Source organism: Aggregatibacter sp., from assembly GCF_057314075.1.
In genome coordinates this window covers 79,406-97,165 of sequence record NZ_DBHLAR010000012.1, presented here as the reverse complement: position 1 = coordinate 97,165, position 17,760 = coordinate 79,406, and the positions used below count along the sequence as shown (strand labels likewise).

Below are 17,760 nucleotides of genomic sequence, written 5' to 3'. Positions count from 1 at the left end.
AAAACGGGCATAGCATACTGTTTTTGCGCAAGAGGCTCAAATGTTTGTTCCTTTTTCGGTATAATTTTACGGCAATTGAGGACAGGATAATGGCAAAGTCAAATTACATCACTCGTCAAGGCTGGAACGCCCTTGATCAAGAATTGAAATATTTATGGAAAGAAGAACGCCCGCAAGTCACACAGGCGGTATCTGATGCTGCCGCATTGGGCGATCGCAGTGAAAATGCGGAATATATTTACGGTAAACGCCGCTTGCGGGAAATTGACCGCCGTGTACGCTTTCTCACTAAACGGCTGGAAGTACTACAAATCGTGGATTATTCACCAAAGCAAGAAGGCAAAGTGTTTTTCGGCGCGTGGGTGGAACTAGAAAACGAAGATGGCGAAGTTAAACAGTATCGCATTGTAGGTTGTGATGAATTTGATCCGGCGAAAAACTGGATTTCCATTGATTCACCGGTGGCGCGCGCCTTAATTGGTAAAGAAGAAGACGACGAAATTAGCGTAGAAACGCCTTCCGGTAAGATTCAGCTATACGTAAACCGTATTTGGTATGAAAAAGTTTAGTTATGGTAAAGTGCGGTCAGAAAATGCTGTAGATTTTCTGCGCACATTAACTCAAACTTAAATAACGGCGAATTTTTCGGAGGAGTAAGAAAATCCAAGGCCAAAGCACACCACTAGCCAACGCCCCGAAAATTTCTTGCCAGTTAAAATTGGCACTATGTAAAACAGATTCAATCAAGAAAATACTGACTCGAATCGCGAAAACAAAGCCCACCAGCAACAAACTTTGCATCCATAATGAAAGGTTACGTAACCGTAAATGGTGTCGAGTAATAAGATACGCGAATAAAGACATCACTAAGGCATGTACCCCGAGTGTTGAACCGAGCACCATATCCCAAATAATACCGATAATAAACGCCCAGCCAATGCTGACTTTATGTGGAATTGACAAGGCCCAATAGGCAAATACTAAAACAATCCATGCCGGTTTAAAACTCTGGAAACCGGATGGCCATGGTGCTAATTCCATCACCAATGCAATCGCAAAAATCGCCGCCAGCACAAGACATTGAAAGAAAAATCGACCTTGCATTAATCTTCCTCTCTGTGAGATTGGTTTGGTAGCGGCGGATGATTAATCTCATTTTGCGCATCCGTCGGTGCTTCTGCCGGCATATATTCTGTCGGTAATGGGGATGTCATATTGCTCGGTTCATTTTCTTCCGGCACCACCGTTTTTTTCACTTTATTGGCTTCGGAACCTTGATTATTAAGACGTTGTTGAACCACTTTACGCACTTCTTCCGGTGTAATCGTTTTCGCTTTACGCATATCCTCGTTTGTTGGCCACAATAAAAGCACATAACGCAATTTATCAATAGAAGCCAACGGTTTTGCTGTGACCGTCGCAAAATAATTTTTCCCATTTCGAGAAACCGATTCTACGATCGCCACCGGATATCCTTCTAAGAAACGTCCGCCTAAACCGGATGTCACCAATAAATCGCCTTTTTCAATATCAACAGAACGTGGCACATTATCTAGTGTCAATTCGTCACCATGCCCTGTCCCGTTGGCAATCAAACGAACATCATTACGCAATACTTGAACCGGAACCGCATGCGTCACATCGGTAATCAACAAAATACGACTGGTGTTTTCTCCCACAGAAATAATTTGTCCGACAACACCCTTTTCATCAATCACCGGCTGACCAACATAAGCCCCGTCTTTTTCACCTTGATTAATCACGATTTGTTGACGATAAACATCTGTTTCGGCAGTCAACACTTCTGCAATTTTTTTATACTCATCGGTTCGTAACGGTGAATTTAGCAATAAACGTAAACGTTGGTTTTCAACTCTGAGTTGATCAAGCAAAAGTAAATCAGCATTTTTTTCACGCAACTGTTCTTTTAACACACGATTTTCAATTTGCAGTTTATTGGTATCCACCAAGTTATCAGAAACCCCATCTAACACCGCACGCGGCGTATTCGCTAAATAATAGAGACTTCCAACCGCTGTTTCTAAAAAGCCGCGGACTTGAATTATCGCGTTTGTTTGTCCGTCAGATAGAATTAAACCGACAGAAGCAGTAACCGCTAAAAAGAGTTTCAATCCTAAGGGAGGGGTTTTACCGAAGATAGGTTTCATTGTCGTCAATTCCGACTAAATAAAAGTGCGGTCATTTTTAACCGCACTTTTTCTTGTTCATCAGGCTTAAATTTCGTCGCTGAAAATATCGCCGCCGTGCATATCAATCATATCCAAGGCCTCACCGCCACCACGAGCAACACAAGTCAACGGGTCTTCCGCCACAATGGTCGGCACGCCGGATTCTTTCGCTAACAACATATCAATATTGCGCAACAAGGCGCCACCACCGGTTAACACCATGCCACGCTCAAAAATATCGGCTGCATGCTCCGGTTGGCACTCCTCTAATGCGGTGCGTACTGCCGCAACAATGCCACTCAACGGTTGACGAATCGCTTCTAAAACATCTTGAGAGGTTAATGTAATGGAACGTGGTGCACCTTCTGCAATATTGGAACAATGCACTTCCATTTGTTTGATTTCATCGCCTTCTTGAATGTACGCAATACCAATTTCTTGTTTAATACGTTCAGCGGTTGGTTCACCAATAATGGAACCAAAGTTTTTACGCACATAAGACACGATAGCTTCATCGAAACTATCACCACCAATGCGCACAGAAGAAGAATAAACGATGCCGTTTAAAGAAATTACCGCAACTTCTGTCGTACCACCACCGATATCAATTACCATAGAACCTGTTGCAGTTGAAACCGGTAATTTTGCACCAATAGCTGCTGCCATTGGTTCTTCAATTAAATACACTTCACGGGCACCAGCGCCCATTGCAGATTCTTTAATAGCACGACGTTCTACTTGAGTTGCACCTGCCGGCACACAAATCAACACACGAGGACTTGGACGCATGAAGTTGCCGCTGTGTACCTGTTTAATAAAGTACTGTAACATTTTTTCGGTCACGAAAAAGTCTGCAATCACGCCATCTTTCATCGGACGGATAGCTTCGATACTTTTTGGTGTACGTCCTAACATTTGTTTCGCTTCTTTACCTACTGCAGCAATACTTTTTAATGAGCCGCTACGATCGCGACGAATCGCAACGACAGAAGGCTCGTCAAGGACGATACCTTGTCCTTTCACATAAATTAATGTATTTGCCGTACCAAGATCGATAGAAAGATCGTTAGAAAATAAACCGCGAATTTTTTTAAATAACATACGTATTCCACTGAACTAAATTGAATAAAACAAGCTCATTTTTGAGCGTTAAAAAATTGCGCTAAATGTACCAAAAAATGCGAGCCTATAACAGAAAATTTTATGTTTCGACGGCAAAAAATTACAATTTAACGATGAGTTTGATGCTTTTCCATAAGCTGTTGAACCGCAATTTCCCTTGCTTTAGACAAAACAGCGTGTAAACTGACCGCACTTTATTTAATGAAAAGAAAATTATGGCGAAAAAAACAAACAAAGCGATATTGCAAGATCCGAATTATGCGAAGGAATTGGCAAAATATGACAATCCGATTCCGAGTCGTGACTTTATTCTGCAAGTGATTCGCAAACAGAATTCTCCTATGAGCAAAGAGGAGATTTTTAAAACCCTTGCCATTGTAAATGAAGAACAACAAGAAGCTATGCGCCGTCGTTTACGCGCCATGGAAAATGACGGTCAGTTAGTTTTCACCAAACGTAAATGCTATGCCTTACCGGAAAAACTGGATTTACTTAAAGGCATGGTGATTGGACATCGAGAAGGCTTCGGTTTTTTACAAGTCGAAGGCAAAAAAGAAGACTTTTTCATTCCCAACGTACAAATGCAGAAAGTCATGCACGGCGATTATGTGTTGGCGCAACCTAACGGATTTGACCGCAAAGGTCGTCCGGAAATACGCATTGTGCGTGTATTGGAAGCGAACAAAAAACAAATTGTCGGTCGTTTTTTCCTTGAACAAGGCATCGGTTATGTGGTGCCCGACGACAGCCGTATTACACGCGATATTTTAATTCCTGATAACGCCCGTCTTGGTGCCCGCATGGGGCAAGTCGTTGTGGTGGAACTCCACCCGCGTACAGCACCGTTTTTCCAACCTATCGGCAAAATTACCGAAGTACTGGGTGACAATATGGCGAAAGGCATGGAAGTGGAAATTGCCATTCGCAAGCATGACATTCCTCATGTATTCCCAAGTGCGGTGGAAAAACAACTTAAAAAATGGGCTGAAGACGTACCTGAAGAGGCTAAACGTGGTCGTGTAGATTTGCGTAACTTGCCGTTAGTGACCATTGATGGAGAAGATGCACGCGATTTTGACGATGCGGTATTTTGTCAAAAACAAGGCAAAGGCTGGAAACTTTGGGTGGCCATTGCCGATGTGAGCTATTACGTTCGACCGAAAAGCGCATTGGACACGGAAGCCTATAATCGAGGCAATTCCGTCTATTTCCCAAATCGCGTCGTGCCGATGTTGCCGGAAAAACTCTCCAATGGTTTATGTTCGTTAAATCCACAAGTGGATCGCTTATGCATGGTGTGTGAAATCACGCTCTCCGCTAAAGGCAAAATGACAGATTACCAATTTTACGAAGCGGTGATGAATTCCCATGCCCGTTTAACTTATAACAAAGTAGCAAAAATACTGGAAAAAGACACCGCACTTTGTGAACGTTACGCCTCGTTAGTGCCTCATTTACAAGATCTACATGACATGTATCAGGCGTTGGTGAAAGCGCGCCGGCAGCGCGGCGCCATCGAATTTGAAACAATTGAAAGCAAATTTATTTTCAATGCGTTGGGACGTATTGAACGTATTGAGCCGGTCGTGCGTAACGATGCCCATAAAATTATTGAAGAATGTATGATTTTGGCAAATATTGCGTCTGCTAACTTCATGGCGAAACATCAAGAACCGGCACTGTACCGCATTCATGCCGTACCGGGTGAAGAAAAACTCACGGCATTTCGCAGTTTCTTGGCGGAATGTGGCTTGAGTCTATCCGGTGGGAATAAACCGACACCGACCGATTATGCGCAGTTACTTGAACAGATTAAACCACGCCCGGATCACGAATTGATTCAAACCATGTTACTACGCTCCATGAGTCAAGCAGTTTATAGCGCCGACAACATCGGTCACTTCGGTTTAGCATTAGAAGAATATGCCCATTTCACCTCGCCGATTCGCCGTTATCCGGATTTGACGTTGCATCGTGGCATCAAATACCTATTGGCGAAACAGAAGGGTTCTAAACGTAAAACGACCGACACCGGCGGATACCATTATCAACTTGAAGAAATGGATGGCTTTGGCGCGCATTGTTCTTCTACAGAACGCCGTGCCGACGATGCCACCCGTGAAGTGGCGGATTGGCTAAAATGCGAATACATGCAAGATCATGTGGGCGAAGAATTTGACGGTGTCATTTCTTCGGTGACCGGTTTCGGCTTCTTTGTTCGTTTGAATGATCTGTTTATCGATGGCTTAGTGCATATTTCCGGTTTGGCAAATGACTACTACTTATTCGATATGCCGAAACAACGTCTTATCGGCGAAAACAGCGGCATGATTTTCCGTCTCGGTGATGCGGTGAAAGTGCGTGTAGAAGCCGTGAGTTTAGAACAAAAACAAATTGATTTTTCCTTAATTTCAAGTGAACGCAAGCCGAAACGTAGTGGTAAAACGGCACGAACCAAAGCCAAGAAAACTGAAGTAAAGCCTTCCAAGAAGACTTCAACCAAGAAAAAGGTAAAAGCAGAAAAAAGTGCAGTCAAAAAAAGTCACGTTTCTAAAATGAAATCCAAAGCTGCCAAAATGAAAAAGGGAAAGAAAAAACATGAGTGAAACAATTTATGGCATCCACGCAGTAAAAGCATTTGTCTCTAATCATCCGGAACGTTTAATTGAAGTGTTAGCGTTAAAAGGCCGAGACGACCAACGTTTACAGCCTTTGATTAATGAAATTCAACGATTGGGCATTTCCGTTCAATTTTTAAATCGCCAAACCTTGGATAAAAAAGCGGAAGGCGAAGTGCACCAAGGCATTATTGCGCGAGTGCACCCGTTACCGGAATTAAATGAGCATGATTTGGATCGTTTACTCGAAACACACAACGCGCCTTTATTATTGGTTTTAGATGGCGTCACCGATCCACATAACCTTGGTGCTTGTTTGCGAACGGCAGATGCAGCAGGCGTAACTGCAGTGATTGTACCCAAAGATAAATCTGCCCAACTCAATTCGACCGCGCGAAAAGTGGCGTGTGGCGCAGCGGAAAATGTACCGCTTATTCGAGTCACTAACCTTGCCCGCACCCTACGTGATCTACAAGCGCTACACAATGTATGGGTTGTTGGCACCGCCGGTGAAGCCACCGAAACCCTCTATCAAACCAAGCTCACCGGTGCCTTGGCATTGGTCATGGGGGCAGAAGGCGAAGGCATGCGCCGCTTAACCCGTGAGCATTGCGATCAACTCATCAGCATTCCAATGGCAGGTTCGGTGTCTTCGCTCAATGTCTCCGTGGCGACCGGTGTTTGTTTGTTTGAAATCGTCCGCCAACGGTTAGGCTGATTTAGCGAGTGAGACATTGAAAAAGTGAGGCGATTTTTGACCGCACTTTTCTCATCCAAACCAAAATAAGCGCTTAAAAACAGCGTTTATTTTTATTTACCCCTACAATTCATGAGCGAAAATGAACAGCCGATGTTCATTAGCAACGACAAGCATTTCGTATTCAATCAAAAGTGCGATTATTTTTGTGATATTTCTCACAAAACACCATAATTTTGCTTTCCTGTTTTTATATTTGCTTTATCATTCCTGCGTTCTTTTCATATAAAGACAATATTACTTATTTAACTCTTGGAGAATTTTATGTTTGGTCCATTTAAACCAGCTCCACATATTGCTGAGCTGCCGGCTGACAAAATCGATTCCACCTACAAACGCCTACGTTGGCAAGTATTCGCAGGGATCTTCTTTGGTTATGCCGCTTACTATTTTGTACGTGCAAACTTTGACTTAGCACAACCCGGTTTAATTCAACAGGGCTTGTACACTAAAGCGCAACTAGGTGTTATCGGCTCAGCGGCCGGTCTTGCCTACGGTTTATCTAAGTTCGTAATGGCAGGTATGTCTGACCGTTCGAACCCTCGCGTATTCTTACCATTTGGTTTATTGCTTTCTGGTCTTTGTATGACCATGATGGGTTTATTCCCATGGGCAACCTCTGGCGTTGCCATCATGTGGGTAATGATCTTCTTAAATGGTTGGTTCCAAGGTATGGGTTGGCCTCCATGTGGTCGTACAATGGTACACTGGTGGTCTAAATCAGAACGCGGTACTATCGTATCTATCTGGAATACCGCGCACAACATCGGTGGTATGATGCCGGGTGCAATGGTGCTATTAGCAAGTGCAGTGTTCTTCAGCACTCATGGTATCGAAGCACAAGCAAAAGACATTTGGCAACAATCCCTCTACTATCCGGGTATTGCAGCAATGATCTGTGCAATTCCAGTTTACTTCGTGATGCGTGATACTCCACAATCTTGCGGATTACCATCAATCGAAAAATGGCGTAATGACTACCCTGATGACTATAACGAAAAAACTTACGAAAACGATTTAAGCACAAAAGAAATCTTCGTCACTTATGTATTGAAAAACAAATTGTTATGGTACATCGCGATTGCTAACGTATTCGTATACTTAATCCGCTACGGCGTATTGAAATGGTCTCCGGTTTACTTAAGTGAAGTAAAACACTTCAACATCAAAGGTACCGCATGGGCATACACAATCTATGAATTAGCAGCGGTTCCAGGTACATTATTATGTGGTTGGGTATCAGATAAAGTCTTCAAAGGTAAACGTGGTTTAACCGGTTTCATCTTCATGATCTTAACTACCGCAGCAGTTGTAGCATACTGGATGAACCCAGCTACACCTGAAGCAGAACTTGCAAACTATGCAGCTTGGTATGAAAACCCATATCAATTAACTGACTTCATCTTAATGACCTTAATCGGTTTCTTAATCTACGGTCCTGTAATGTTAATCGGCTTACACGCTCTTGAGCTAGCACCGAAAAAAGCGGCAGGTACCGCAGCAGGTTTCACCGGTTTATTCGGTTACTTAGGTGGTACTGTGTCAGCATCAGCAGTTATCGGTTGGGCAGCCGAACACTACGGCTGGGACGGTGGTTTCTACGTCATGATCGGTGGTGGTATTCTGGCGGTGTTATTACTCTTCATCGTAATGGTTGAAGAAGGTAAACATAAAGCAAAACTAGGGGACACCTACGGCACTAAATAATTAAACAATTCAAAGGCGCAGGCGTAAAGCTTAGCGCCTTTTTTGTACCTCAATTTTATAAGTTAAATGATTTTATCCACCATAAGTTTCTTTCTTTGTATTTGGATGAAATCAAAAACACCTCAAAAATCAACCGCACTTTCAAGGAGAAATTCTTATGAAATTAAAAACCTTAGCAGTCACATTAATTACAGCAGGCGTATTAGCTGGTTGTAGCCATAAATCCGTTGTAAACAATATGAAATCAGACAAAATTATTATTGCCCATCGTGGAGCGAGCGGTTATTTACCTGAGCATACATTGGAATCTAAAGCACTTGCTTTTGCACAACAAGCAGATTATTTAGAACAAGATTTGGCCATGACAAAAGACGGTCGCTTAGTCGTCATTCATGATCATTTCTTAGACGGTTTAACCGATGTCGCTAAAAAATTCCCTAATCGCCATCGTAAAGACGGCCGTTACTACGTTATCGACTTTACATTAAAAGAAATCCAAAGTTTGAATATGACAGAAAACTTTGAAACTAAGGAAGGAAAACAAGTCGCTATTTACCCTGGACGTTTCCCTCTGTGGAAATCTCATTTCAAAATTCATACCTTTGAAGATGAAATCGAATTTATTCAAGGTTTAGAAAAATCTACCGGTAAAAAAGTAGGTATTTACCCTGAAATAAAAGCACCTTGGTTCCATCATCAAAATGGTAAAGATATTGCTGTAGAAACCCTCAAAGTATTGAAAAAATATGGCTACAGCAAGAAAAGTAATCTAGTTTATTTGCAAACCTTTGATTTTAATGAGTTAAAACGTATTAAAACGGAATTGCTACCGAAAATGGGCATGGATTTAAAACTTGTCCAGTTAGTGGCATATACCGATTGGCATGAAACTGAAGAAAAAAACGCTAAAGGCAAGTGGGTAAATTATGACTATGATTGGATGTTCAAACCAGGTGCCATGGCAGAAGTTGTAAAATATGCCGATGGTGTTGGTCCAGGCTGGTATATGTTGGTAGATAAAGAAAAATCCAAACCGGGTAAAATTGAATATACACCTCTAGTAAAAGAACTTGCGCAATATAATGTTGAATTGCATCCATACACCGTGCGTAAAGATGCCCTACCTGAATTCTTTACCGATGTAAACCAAATGTATGATGCCTTATTAAACAAATCAGGCGCAACAGGTGTATTTACTGACTTCCCGGATACGGGTGTAGCGTTTTTAAAAAAACACAAATAATGTATGAATTAAATATGTGGATTAAGCAAATTTAAGCGCTTATCAACACAAATAAAAAAGGCTTGGAAATCCAAGCCTTTTTTATATTGCGATTATTCGCCCAAACGCTCTTTAATACGAGCCGCTTTACCGGAAAGTGCGCGTAAGTAGTAAAGTTTCGCTTTACGTACCGCACCTTTACGTTTCACTACGATGCTATCAACTGCCGGAGAGTGAGTTTGGAATACACGCTCAACACCAACACCGTTAGAGATTTTGCGTACAGTAAATGCAGAATGCAAGCCACGGTTACGAATTGCAATAACCACGCCTTCGAATGCTTGCAAACGACGTTTGCTACCTTCAACAACCCATACTTTCACTTCTAAGGTATCACCCGGACGGAAGCTAGGTACGTTTTGTTTTAATTGTTCTTGTTCAAGTTGTTTAATGATGTTAGACATTTTTGATCCTTTTTGATCCTAGAGTTAACTGAGTTTACTGTTATATTCGGCTTTCACCTGTTTTAACAGCTTACGTTGTTCGTCAGTCAGAGCTAGGCCTTCCAGTAGCTCAGGGCGTCGTAACCATGTTCTCAATAGCGATTGTTTTAATCGCCATTTACGAATTTCCTCATGGTGTCCCGACATCAGCACGGGTGGCACAGTTAATCCGTCAAGCACTTCAGGGCGAGTATAATGCGGGCAATCCAGTAATCCATCGGCAAACGAATCTTCCTCGGCGGAAGCTTGTTTACCCAGCACACCAGGAATAAATCGGGCAACTGCGTCAATTAACGTCATTGCCGGCAATTCACCACCGGTGAGAACATAATCACCTACTGACCATTCTTCATCAACAACCGTTTCAATCAAACGCTCGTCAATGCCTTCATATCGACCGCATAACAAAATCAATTTCTGATTCTGCGCTAATTCTTCTACGCCTTGTTGATCGAGTTTACGACCTTGCGGCGAGAGATAAATCACTTTTGCACCTTCACCTGCGACTTCTTTTGCTGAATTAATAGCATCCTTTAATGGTTGCACCATCATCAGCATTCCCGGGCCTCCGCCATAAGGACGGTCATCCACGGTTTTGTGCTTATCGTGCGTAAAATCTCTTGGATTCCAGCACCGCACTTGTAACAGGTTTTGCTTAACAGCCCTGCCGGTTACCCCGTATTCCGTAATTGCTTTAAACATTTCAGGGAACAGACTTATTACCCCAATCCACATAATTTAGCCTTAACTTTTGAGCCTTATGTTAATGTTACCGCAAAGCGCTACGGCATACCTGAGATTAGAAACCAGCGTCCCAATCCACTGTAATCGTCTTAGTGGCGGGATCGACTCTTTTAACTACTTGTTCATACAAAAACGGAATTAACCGCTCTTGTTTCCCGAAAGCATCTTTTACATTGGCTTTTACCACCAATACATCATTAGAACCGGTTTCCATCATTTCGGTTACGGTTCCCATGGCATAACCGTCCAGATTCACCACCGCACAACCAATTAAATCGTGCCAGTAGTAATCCCCTTCTTCCAAGGTTGGAAATACCGATAAATCGACACCGATTTCCACATTGGCAAGAATTTGCGCCGCTTCACGATCATCTACACCTTTTAATTTAACGATCAGTTCGTGATTATGATGACGCCAGTTTTCCAGTTCGGTTGGCTGCCACCGCCCTTTGATTTTCAAAAACCAAGGTTGATAATCAAAGATACTTTCAGCTTGTTCTGTGGATGAGTAAATACGTAACCAACCGCGAATACCATAAGTCGAACCTAATTTGCCGACAGTTTCGATTCTTTGTTGTTGCATATTCATCACCTCAAAAAAGTAAAATTAGGCGGTTTTTTGCGCTTCTTTTACTAACGCCTGAACGCGATCTGACAATGAAGCACCTTGGCCAACCCAGTGGTTAACACGGTCTAAATTGATACGAACACGTTCTGCATTGCCTTGTGCGATTGGATTGAAGAAACCAACACGCTCAATGAAACGACCGTCACGTGGTGAACGGCTGTCAGCAACTACGATTTGGTAAAATGGGCGTTTTTTAGCTCCGCCACGAGATAAACGAATGGTTACCATAACCTTCCTCTAATTATTTGATTACAAAAAGAAAACCCTCAAATATCGAAAGTTAAATGAGAGTTAAACTTACTTTTTTCTCTGTATATATAGACAAAAAGCCCGTGGATTGTACTCTTTTTCGCATAAAAAGCAAGTTAAAATCCATGTTCGGGCGTTGTTGAAATAGGCGTTTTTCAGATAGCGTGAAACTAAAGTGCGGTAGTTTTTCAGAACGTTTTTAAGTGCTATTTTTACCGCGCCAAAGATTGCGCATCTGCCATTAATTTTTCAATATCGGCAATTTCTTTCGGTGCAGCGGACGTCAGATTTTTGTTGCCGTAATCGGTAATCAACAAATTGTCTTCAATCCGAATGCCAATGCCTTTGTATTGTTCCGGAATATCGCCGTTTTTAGATAAATACAATCCCGGTTCTACGGTGAGTACCATGCCGGGTTCTAAAGTGCGGTCGCGATTTTCACCATATTCGCCTACGTCATGTACATCCAAACCGAGCCAATGTCCTAACCCGTGCATATAAAATTCACGATAGGCTTTTTGTTCGATCAATTCATCTACCTCGCCTTTCAGAATGCCTAAACGCACCAAACCTTCGGTTTTAATACGAATGACTTCCTCGTTCGCTTTCGCAATGGAACTGCCCGGTACCAGCAATTCAATGGCGCATTTTTGTGCTTGTAGCACAATCTCATAGATCGCTTTTTGCGCCTCGCTAAATTTACCGTTTACCGGGAAAGTACGGGTAATATCGCCAGCATACATGGCAAATTCGCAGCCCGCATCAATGAGCACTAAATCGCCGTCGCGCAACGGCATATCATTTTCCGAATAATGCAAAATGCAGGCATTTTCACCACCGGCAATAATGCTGTTATAGGAAGGATAACGCGCGCCGAAGCGATTAAATTCATGCAGAATATCGCTTTCCACCTCATATTCCAAACGGTTCGGGCGGGTTTGTTGCATGGCTTTAATGTGTGCAAGCGCGCTGATTTGCCCCGCTTGTTGCATGAGTGCAATTTCATTTTCTGATTTGAACAGGCGCATCTCACCAAGCATCGGCTTCCAATTAAAAACACTCAAAAATTCCACCGCACTTTGTTCCAGCAAGGCATCGCCCCAAGGCTGTTGCTTCGGCGCATAATAAAGTGCGGTCTGTTTTTGCGCTAAATTTTTAAACTGCGGTACAAACTCGTCGATGGCATAAGCGGTATCTACCAACAAGGTTTGCGGTGCATTGTCTACGCCAAGACGGCGTCCGTTCCAAATTTCCAGTAATTTATCGGACGGGCGTACAAACATGATCGCCTGCTGTTCACCTTGCTGTTTACGCAATAACAATGCCGAATTCGGTTCATTAAAACCGGTTAAATACCAGAAATAGCTGTCCTGACGGAAAGGATAATCACAGCCGTCATTGCGGCGGCGTTCAATATCGGAAAAGACTAAAAACAGGGAATCGTCCTGCATGAGTTCAAAGACCTTAGCGCGGCGTTGGGCAAATTCTTCCATCGGCAACGCCGCCATGTATGCGAGATCCATATTGTATCCTTATTAATGTAACGTTGGCTGTTTGTCTTCTTGTTTGGTGAAATGAGTAAAAAACAAGGTGGCAATGGTGCGCACATATTCCACGATTTCTTCCACCGCTTGCGCCAGTTCCTCCGGATCATCGTCTTCTTCGTAACCTAACTGGCAAATATCATGTAAATCGTCCACGGCTTCGCCAATGTCGCCTTTTTCTTTATCCAAATGCGGTTGAGCTAAGCCTAAACCAAGCAAAAAGTGATTCGACCATTCTGCCAAACCGTCGGCATATTCAAAAATATTTTCCGTATCGGGCAAACAAAGCGCAAAGTCAAAGGCTTCATTATCGGATAATTGGTGATGAATTTGTTGATAAATGTCGGTAATTTGCGTTAAAAGTGCGGTAGGATAGGCATAATTATCATTGGTAAATTGATAGAGCAACGGCTGCCAACTTTGATCTTGAATCCCTCCGCAAATTAAACCACTCAAAAAACCGTGTAATTCGGCGGCAGAAAGTGGAATAGAGGCTTGTTGGAGTTGTTGATTCAGGTTTTGATAAGAAATTGTTGTCATTGAAATTATCCTTGTTGAAATTGCACTTAGTTTATCATCCTATATCGCAGGCAACCAGTTTAGAAATTGGCAAGTTTTTTTGCCTATGGCATAATACGGGCAGTTTTGATTAAGGAATTTGAGGCTCAAATGTCATCAAAAAGTATTGAAATTTCCGTCTTAGGGCAGGTATTACGTTTAAATTGTCCGGAAGAACAACATGAAGCTTTACGCAACGCTGCCCGTGAATTAGATCAACGCGTCTTGGAAATGAAAGAGCGCACCGGCATGTTACAAGTTGAAAAAGTCCTTTCCATCGTCGCCCTCAATTTAAGTTTTGAACTCATGCAAGAGCAACAAAAAACGCATCTCATTGAGGATGTGCTAAAAAACAGAATTTTACGTCCGCTCGATCATTCTCTTGAAAATATCGGGGCACAAAAACTAAATTCCTGATAATTTCAGATAACAAAATGTCATCCGAGAAAAAGAATTAGTGCTAGTCATTAAACCTAATTTCGAGTAGTATTGAATAAAAGAAATTCCTGAGGTGTTCGCCAGTGGGTTACGTCCCTGAGCCGATACTTTTAATCTTATGAATTGGTTTCCTGTCATTGGTGTGCAGGCTTAGCTCTGCTAAGAAGCCTAAAAATGATTTCAACTAATTCCCTTGAACCGTTGGGTTCAAGGACCGACCATCCACAACGGCACCTCGGGTCCTCTCAAACAACAACTATGCGTTCATTTTCCTCAACCACCACTCTTCGCCAACAACTTCGTCAGCAAATGCGAGAAACTCGGCAAAAACAGACCGCACTTCAACAGCAACAAGCTGCGCAACATATTACCGAAAAGGCGCTAAAACTTATCGAACAACAACGGGCAAAGAATATTGCACTCTATCTTGCCTTTGATGGGGAAATTTCAACAAAACCGCTTATTAACCAACTTTGGCAACAAGGAAAACATGTTTATTTGCCGGTATTGCATCCTTTTGTTCATGGGCATTTATTATTCTTGCGCTACTTACCTGATACACCGATGAAAGCCAATAAATTTGGCATTTTAGAACCGCACTTAAATGTAAAGAGTGTATTGCCGATAGAACAATTAGATATCATTTTCACGCCTCTAGTAGCGTTTGATAAGTTAGGAAACCGCCTTGGCATGGGCGGAGGATTTTATGATCGTACGTTACAAAACTCACAACACCGTTTCATCACAGTGGGTTTAGCACATCAATGCCAACAAGTAGAAGCACTCCCAATCGAAAACTGGGATATTCCTTTAGAACACATTTTAGTAGGATAAAAAAACCTCCGAAAATTCGGAGGTTTTTTATGGATTATTGTGGCGCTTTTAATTCCGGTTCTTTTGGTTTTTCCGGCTCATCAAATTTTTTGCCTTCGTTGGCCGCAATAATTTTTGCGGTTTGATCTGCTAAGTGAGTCAAGTTCATCTTTTCATAAGATGCTTTCATCAACGGTAATGCATCCAAAGTCGCTTGCGTATCCGGATACAGTTTCAACATAGAAACCACACGGTTTGCTGTTGCCACATAAGCATCACGTTTAAAATAAAACTTCGCAATCGCTAACTCATGACGAGCAAGACTCGCTTTAATGTAAGTCATACGCGCCAAGGCATCTGGCGTATAAGGACTATTCGGGAAATGCTGCACTAAATTTTGGAAGTTAGCAAAGGCCGTTTTTATCGATGTATTTTCACGGGTTGCGCGATCCACACCAAAGAAATCTTGGAAGAAATTATCACCCAATGCAGAATTAGTTAAACCCGCCATATAAAGGGCATAATCTAAATGACTACTGTTTGGGAAACGTTGAATAAAACGATCAATGGTGACTAACGTTTCGGAGTAGTCCTGCGTTTTATAGTAGGCATAAATCAAATTTAATTGTACTTGTTCGCTATAAGAACTCCCCGGAAAACGACTACTCACAGCATTTAAATAACGGATTGCCTGAGAATAATCGCCGTCCTGTAAATAGGTTTGCCCTGTGCTGTATAAGGTTTGTTCCGGTGCTTGTTCTACATCTTGTTTAGAGCTTGAACATGCGGTCACCGCCAACGCCATAGCGGTAAGCAATGCAAAGGATTTAAGTTTACGCATTGAATAGAATCCTTATTTTTACGAAAAATGAGAAATGAGTTACAATTGCCCGATATTGTATAGAACATTGCTAAATAAGCAAACTTGATTAACGGATTTTTTATTTATGGCACAAATTACTCTCTCGGCAACCGTGCAACCGCAACAAATGGGACAGCGCTTAGACCAAACCTTGGCGGAATTGTTCCCCGACTATTCCCGCTCCCGCTTAAAAACATGGATTGAGGAGGATTTGGTGTTGGTCAACGGCGTCGTGCAAAATGTGCCGCGTACCAAAGTTTACGGTGACGAACAAATTGAGATTACCGTAGAAATTGAAGATGAAACCCGCTTTGAGCCGGAAGCTATTCCGTTAAATATCGTTTATGAAGACGAGGACATTCTCGTTATCAACAAACCCAAAGATCTTGTGGTCCACCCCGGTGCAGGCAATCCTAAAGGCACCGTTCTCAATGCGCTACTTTACCATTACCCACAAATTGCCGAAGTGCCGCGTGCGGGCATTGTACACCGTTTAGATAAAGACACCACTGGCTTGATGGTCGTCGCCAAAACCATTCCCGCACAAACGCAGCTGGTGCGTGATTTGCAAAAACGCAAAATCACCCGCGAATATGAAGCCGTTGCCTGCGGCATCATGACCAAAGGCGGCACCGTGGATGAGCCCATGGCGCGCCACCCAACCAAACGTACTCATATGGCTGTGCATCCGATGGGCAAACCCGCCGTTACCCACTATCGCATAATGGAACGTTTCCGCGATTACACGCGCTTGCGTTTACGTTTAGAAACCGGCAGAACCCACCAAATCCGTGTCCATATGGCACATATCGCTCACCCGTTATTAGGCGATCAAACCTATGGTGGTCGTCCACGTCCCCCAAAAAATGCCAGTGAAGAACTCATGGAGGTACTACGCAATTTTAAGCGTCAGGCACTCCATGCTGTGATGTTACGTTTACAACACCCGATTAGCGGCGAAATGATGGAATGGTACGCACCGTTGCCGGACGATTTTGTGGAATTAGTGACCGCTTTAAAAGCGGATTATGTTCTCCACAAAGACGAATTGGATTATTAATATGCAAGCCATTAAACCGAACTGGAACGCCCCTCAAAATGTGAAGGCGTTCACCACGCTTCGCCATGGCGGTGTGAGTCTTGCGCCCTATGACAGTTTTAATTTGGGTAACCATGTAGGCGACAATAAAAACGCCGTGAAAATCAACCGCACTTTATTGATAGAAAAATTCCATTTGCCACAAATGCCGTTGTTCTTAAACCAAACTCATAGCACGCGCGTATTAACCCTGCCTTATGACGGGGAAGATTTCAATGCCGATGCGGTTTATACCTGCCAACCGAATCAAGTGTGTTTAGTGATGACTGCCGATTGTTTGCCCGTGTTATTTACCAATAAACAGGGCACGGAAGTGGCCGCTGCCCATGCCGGTTGGCGCGGATTATGCGATGGTGTATTAGAACAAACTGTCGCCAAATTTCACTGTCCGCCTGAAGATATCTTAGCGTGGTTCGGACCGGCTATTGGCCCAACAGCTTTCCAAGTAGGTCAAGAGGTTATCGATCAATTTGTTGCCCTAGATCCCCAAGCCACATCCGCCTTTATCGCTGATCCTGCAGCCGAAGACAAATTCCTCGGCAACCTTTACCAAATCGCTACGCAACGTCTCAATGCCCTTGGCATCACCCAAATCAGCGGCGGCGAACACTGCACTTATCTTGAAACGGAAAACTTCTTTTCTTATCGCCGAGAGAATGTCACAGGAAGAATGGCGTCAGTAGTATGGATTAACGAATAATTTGATT

At 42.9% G+C, this 17,760-nt stretch carries 19 protein-coding genes and 1 other RNA gene; 10 read left to right on the top strand and 10 right to left on the bottom strand.

Going from position 1 to position 17,760, the window contains the following annotated elements; all coding sequences use genetic code 11:
* The first annotated feature begins 89 nt into the window (after nt 1-89).
* Nucleotides 90-569, top strand: coding sequence for a transcription elongation factor GreB (gene greB, locus ACO5E4_RS09010; RefSeq protein WP_485862810.1), 480 nt, complete (start codon nt 90-92; stop codon nt 567-569).
* 46 nt (nt 570-615) lie between these two features.
* On the opposite strand, the gene mreD is transcribed toward greB, so the two are convergent.
* The 3 genes from mreD to ACO5E4_RS08995 all read right to left on the bottom strand — a co-directional run bounded on the left by mreD (nt 616) and on the right by ACO5E4_RS08995 (nt 3,290).
* Nucleotides 616-1,104: a rod shape-determining protein MreD gene (gene mreD / locus ACO5E4_RS09005; RefSeq protein WP_485862809.1), complete on the bottom strand. Its 489-nt coding sequence runs from the start codon at nt 1,102-1,104 to the stop codon at nt 616-618.
* Complete coding sequence (mreC, locus tag ACO5E4_RS09000; RefSeq protein ID WP_485862808.1) at nt 1,104-2,168, bottom strand: rod shape-determining protein MreC; 1,065 nt, start codon at nt 2,166-2,168, stop codon at nt 1,104-1,106. The genes mreD and mreC overlap by 1 nt, the downstream gene beginning before the upstream one ends.
* Nucleotides 2,169-2,234: 66 nt before the next feature.
* Nucleotides 2,235-3,290 (bottom strand): rod shape-determining protein, encoded by a 1,056-nt coding sequence (locus ACO5E4_RS08995; protein WP_314956596.1) that lies wholly within the window; start codon nt 3,288-3,290, stop codon nt 2,235-2,237.
* A gap of 236 nt (nt 3,291-3,526) precedes the next feature.
* On the opposite strand from ACO5E4_RS08995, the gene rnr reads away from it, so the two are divergent.
* The 4 genes from rnr (at nt 3,527) to glpQ (ending at nt 9,636) form a co-directional block, all read left to right on the top strand.
* Nucleotides 3,527-5,917: a ribonuclease R gene (gene rnr / locus ACO5E4_RS08990; protein WP_485862807.1), complete on the top strand. Its 2,391-nt coding sequence runs from the start codon at nt 3,527-3,529 to the stop codon at nt 5,915-5,917.
* Complete coding sequence (gene rlmB, locus ACO5E4_RS08985) at nt 5,910-6,647, top strand: 23S rRNA (guanosine(2251)-2'-O)-methyltransferase RlmB (RefSeq protein WP_485862806.1); 738 nt, start codon at nt 5,910-5,912, stop codon at nt 6,645-6,647. Before rnr ends, rlmB begins: the two co-directional genes overlap by 8 nt.
* A 303-nt stretch (nt 6,648-6,950) precedes the next feature.
* A complete protein-coding gene (glpT, locus tag ACO5E4_RS08980; RefSeq protein ID WP_485862805.1) occupies nt 6,951-8,393 on the top strand; it encodes a glycerol-3-phosphate transporter in 1,443 nt (480 codons plus the stop codon).
* Between the two features lie 157 nt (nt 8,394-8,550).
* Nucleotides 8,551-9,636 (top strand): glycerophosphodiester phosphodiesterase, encoded by a 1,086-nt coding sequence (glpQ, locus tag ACO5E4_RS08975; protein WP_485862804.1) that lies wholly within the window; start codon nt 8,551-8,553, stop codon nt 9,634-9,636.
* Between the two features lie 92 nt (nt 9,637-9,728).
* Here the strand turns inward: glpQ and rplS are convergent, their stop codons facing one another.
* From rplS to ACO5E4_RS08945, 6 genes are all read right to left on the bottom strand, one after another.
* Nucleotides 9,729-10,079 (bottom strand): 50S ribosomal protein L19, encoded by a 351-nt coding sequence (gene rplS / locus ACO5E4_RS08970; RefSeq protein WP_006719364.1) that lies wholly within the window; start codon nt 10,077-10,079, stop codon nt 9,729-9,731.
* 24 nt (nt 10,080-10,103) lie between these two features.
* Entirely contained in the window at nt 10,104-10,853 is a 750-nt protein-coding gene (gene trmD / locus ACO5E4_RS08965; protein ID WP_314954504.1) for a tRNA (guanosine(37)-N1)-methyltransferase TrmD, read from the bottom strand.
* 64 nt (nt 10,854-10,917) lie between these two features.
* Nucleotides 10,918-11,445 (bottom strand): ribosome maturation factor RimM, encoded by a 528-nt coding sequence (gene rimM / locus ACO5E4_RS08960; RefSeq protein ID WP_485862803.1) that lies wholly within the window; start codon nt 11,443-11,445, stop codon nt 10,918-10,920.
* Between the two features lie 24 nt (nt 11,446-11,469).
* A complete protein-coding gene (gene rpsP, locus ACO5E4_RS08955; protein WP_454906375.1) occupies nt 11,470-11,718 on the bottom strand; it encodes a 30S ribosomal protein S16 in 249 nt (82 codons plus the stop codon).
* Nucleotides 11,719-11,951: 233 nt separating this feature from the next.
* On the bottom strand, nt 11,952-13,262 hold the full coding sequence (pepP, locus tag ACO5E4_RS08950; protein ID WP_485862802.1) for a Xaa-Pro aminopeptidase: 1,311 nt from the start codon (nt 13,260-13,262) through the stop codon (nt 11,952-11,954).
* 12 nt (nt 13,263-13,274) lie between these two features.
* A complete protein-coding gene (locus ACO5E4_RS08945; protein WP_485862801.1) occupies nt 13,275-13,823 on the bottom strand; it encodes a YecA/YgfB family protein in 549 nt (182 codons plus the stop codon).
* A gap of 129 nt (nt 13,824-13,952) precedes the next feature.
* Here ACO5E4_RS08945 and ACO5E4_RS08940 point away from each other — a divergent pair, with 129 nt between their 5' ends.
* The 3 genes from ACO5E4_RS08940 to ACO5E4_RS08930 all read left to right on the top strand — a co-directional run bounded on the left by ACO5E4_RS08940 (nt 13,953) and on the right by ACO5E4_RS08930 (nt 15,113).
* Complete coding sequence (locus tag ACO5E4_RS08940; RefSeq protein ID WP_032997987.1) at nt 13,953-14,258, top strand: cell division protein ZapA; 306 nt, start codon at nt 13,953-13,955, stop codon at nt 14,256-14,258.
* Between the two features lie 83 nt (nt 14,259-14,341).
* Nucleotides 14,342-14,525: non-coding RNA, 6S RNA (ssrS, locus tag ACO5E4_RS08935), on the top strand.
* 12 nt (nt 14,526-14,537) lie between these two features.
* Nucleotides 14,538-15,113, top strand: coding sequence for a 5-formyltetrahydrofolate cyclo-ligase (locus ACO5E4_RS08930; RefSeq protein WP_485862800.1), 576 nt, complete (start codon nt 14,538-14,540; stop codon nt 15,111-15,113).
* Between the two features lie 34 nt (nt 15,114-15,147).
* Here the strand turns inward: ACO5E4_RS08930 and ACO5E4_RS08925 are convergent, their stop codons facing one another.
* Nucleotides 15,148-15,933, bottom strand: coding sequence for an outer membrane protein assembly factor BamD (locus ACO5E4_RS08925; protein ID WP_006719379.1), 786 nt, complete (start codon nt 15,931-15,933; stop codon nt 15,148-15,150).
* Between the two features lie 106 nt (nt 15,934-16,039).
* Here ACO5E4_RS08925 and rluD point away from each other — a divergent pair, with 106 nt between their 5' ends.
* Together rluD and pgeF are read left to right on the top strand one after the other, a co-directional pair.
* Nucleotides 16,040-17,014, top strand: a complete 975-nt coding sequence (gene rluD, locus ACO5E4_RS08920; RefSeq protein ID WP_109433007.1) for a 23S rRNA pseudouridine(1911/1915/1917) synthase RluD — start codon at nt 16,040-16,042, stop codon at nt 17,012-17,014.
* A 1-nt stretch (nt 17,015) separates the two neighbouring features.
* Nucleotides 17,016-17,753, top strand: a complete 738-nt coding sequence (gene pgeF, locus ACO5E4_RS08915; protein WP_485862799.1) for a peptidoglycan editing factor PgeF — start codon at nt 17,016-17,018, stop codon at nt 17,751-17,753.
* The last annotated feature ends 7 nt before the right edge of the window (nt 17,754-17,760 follow it).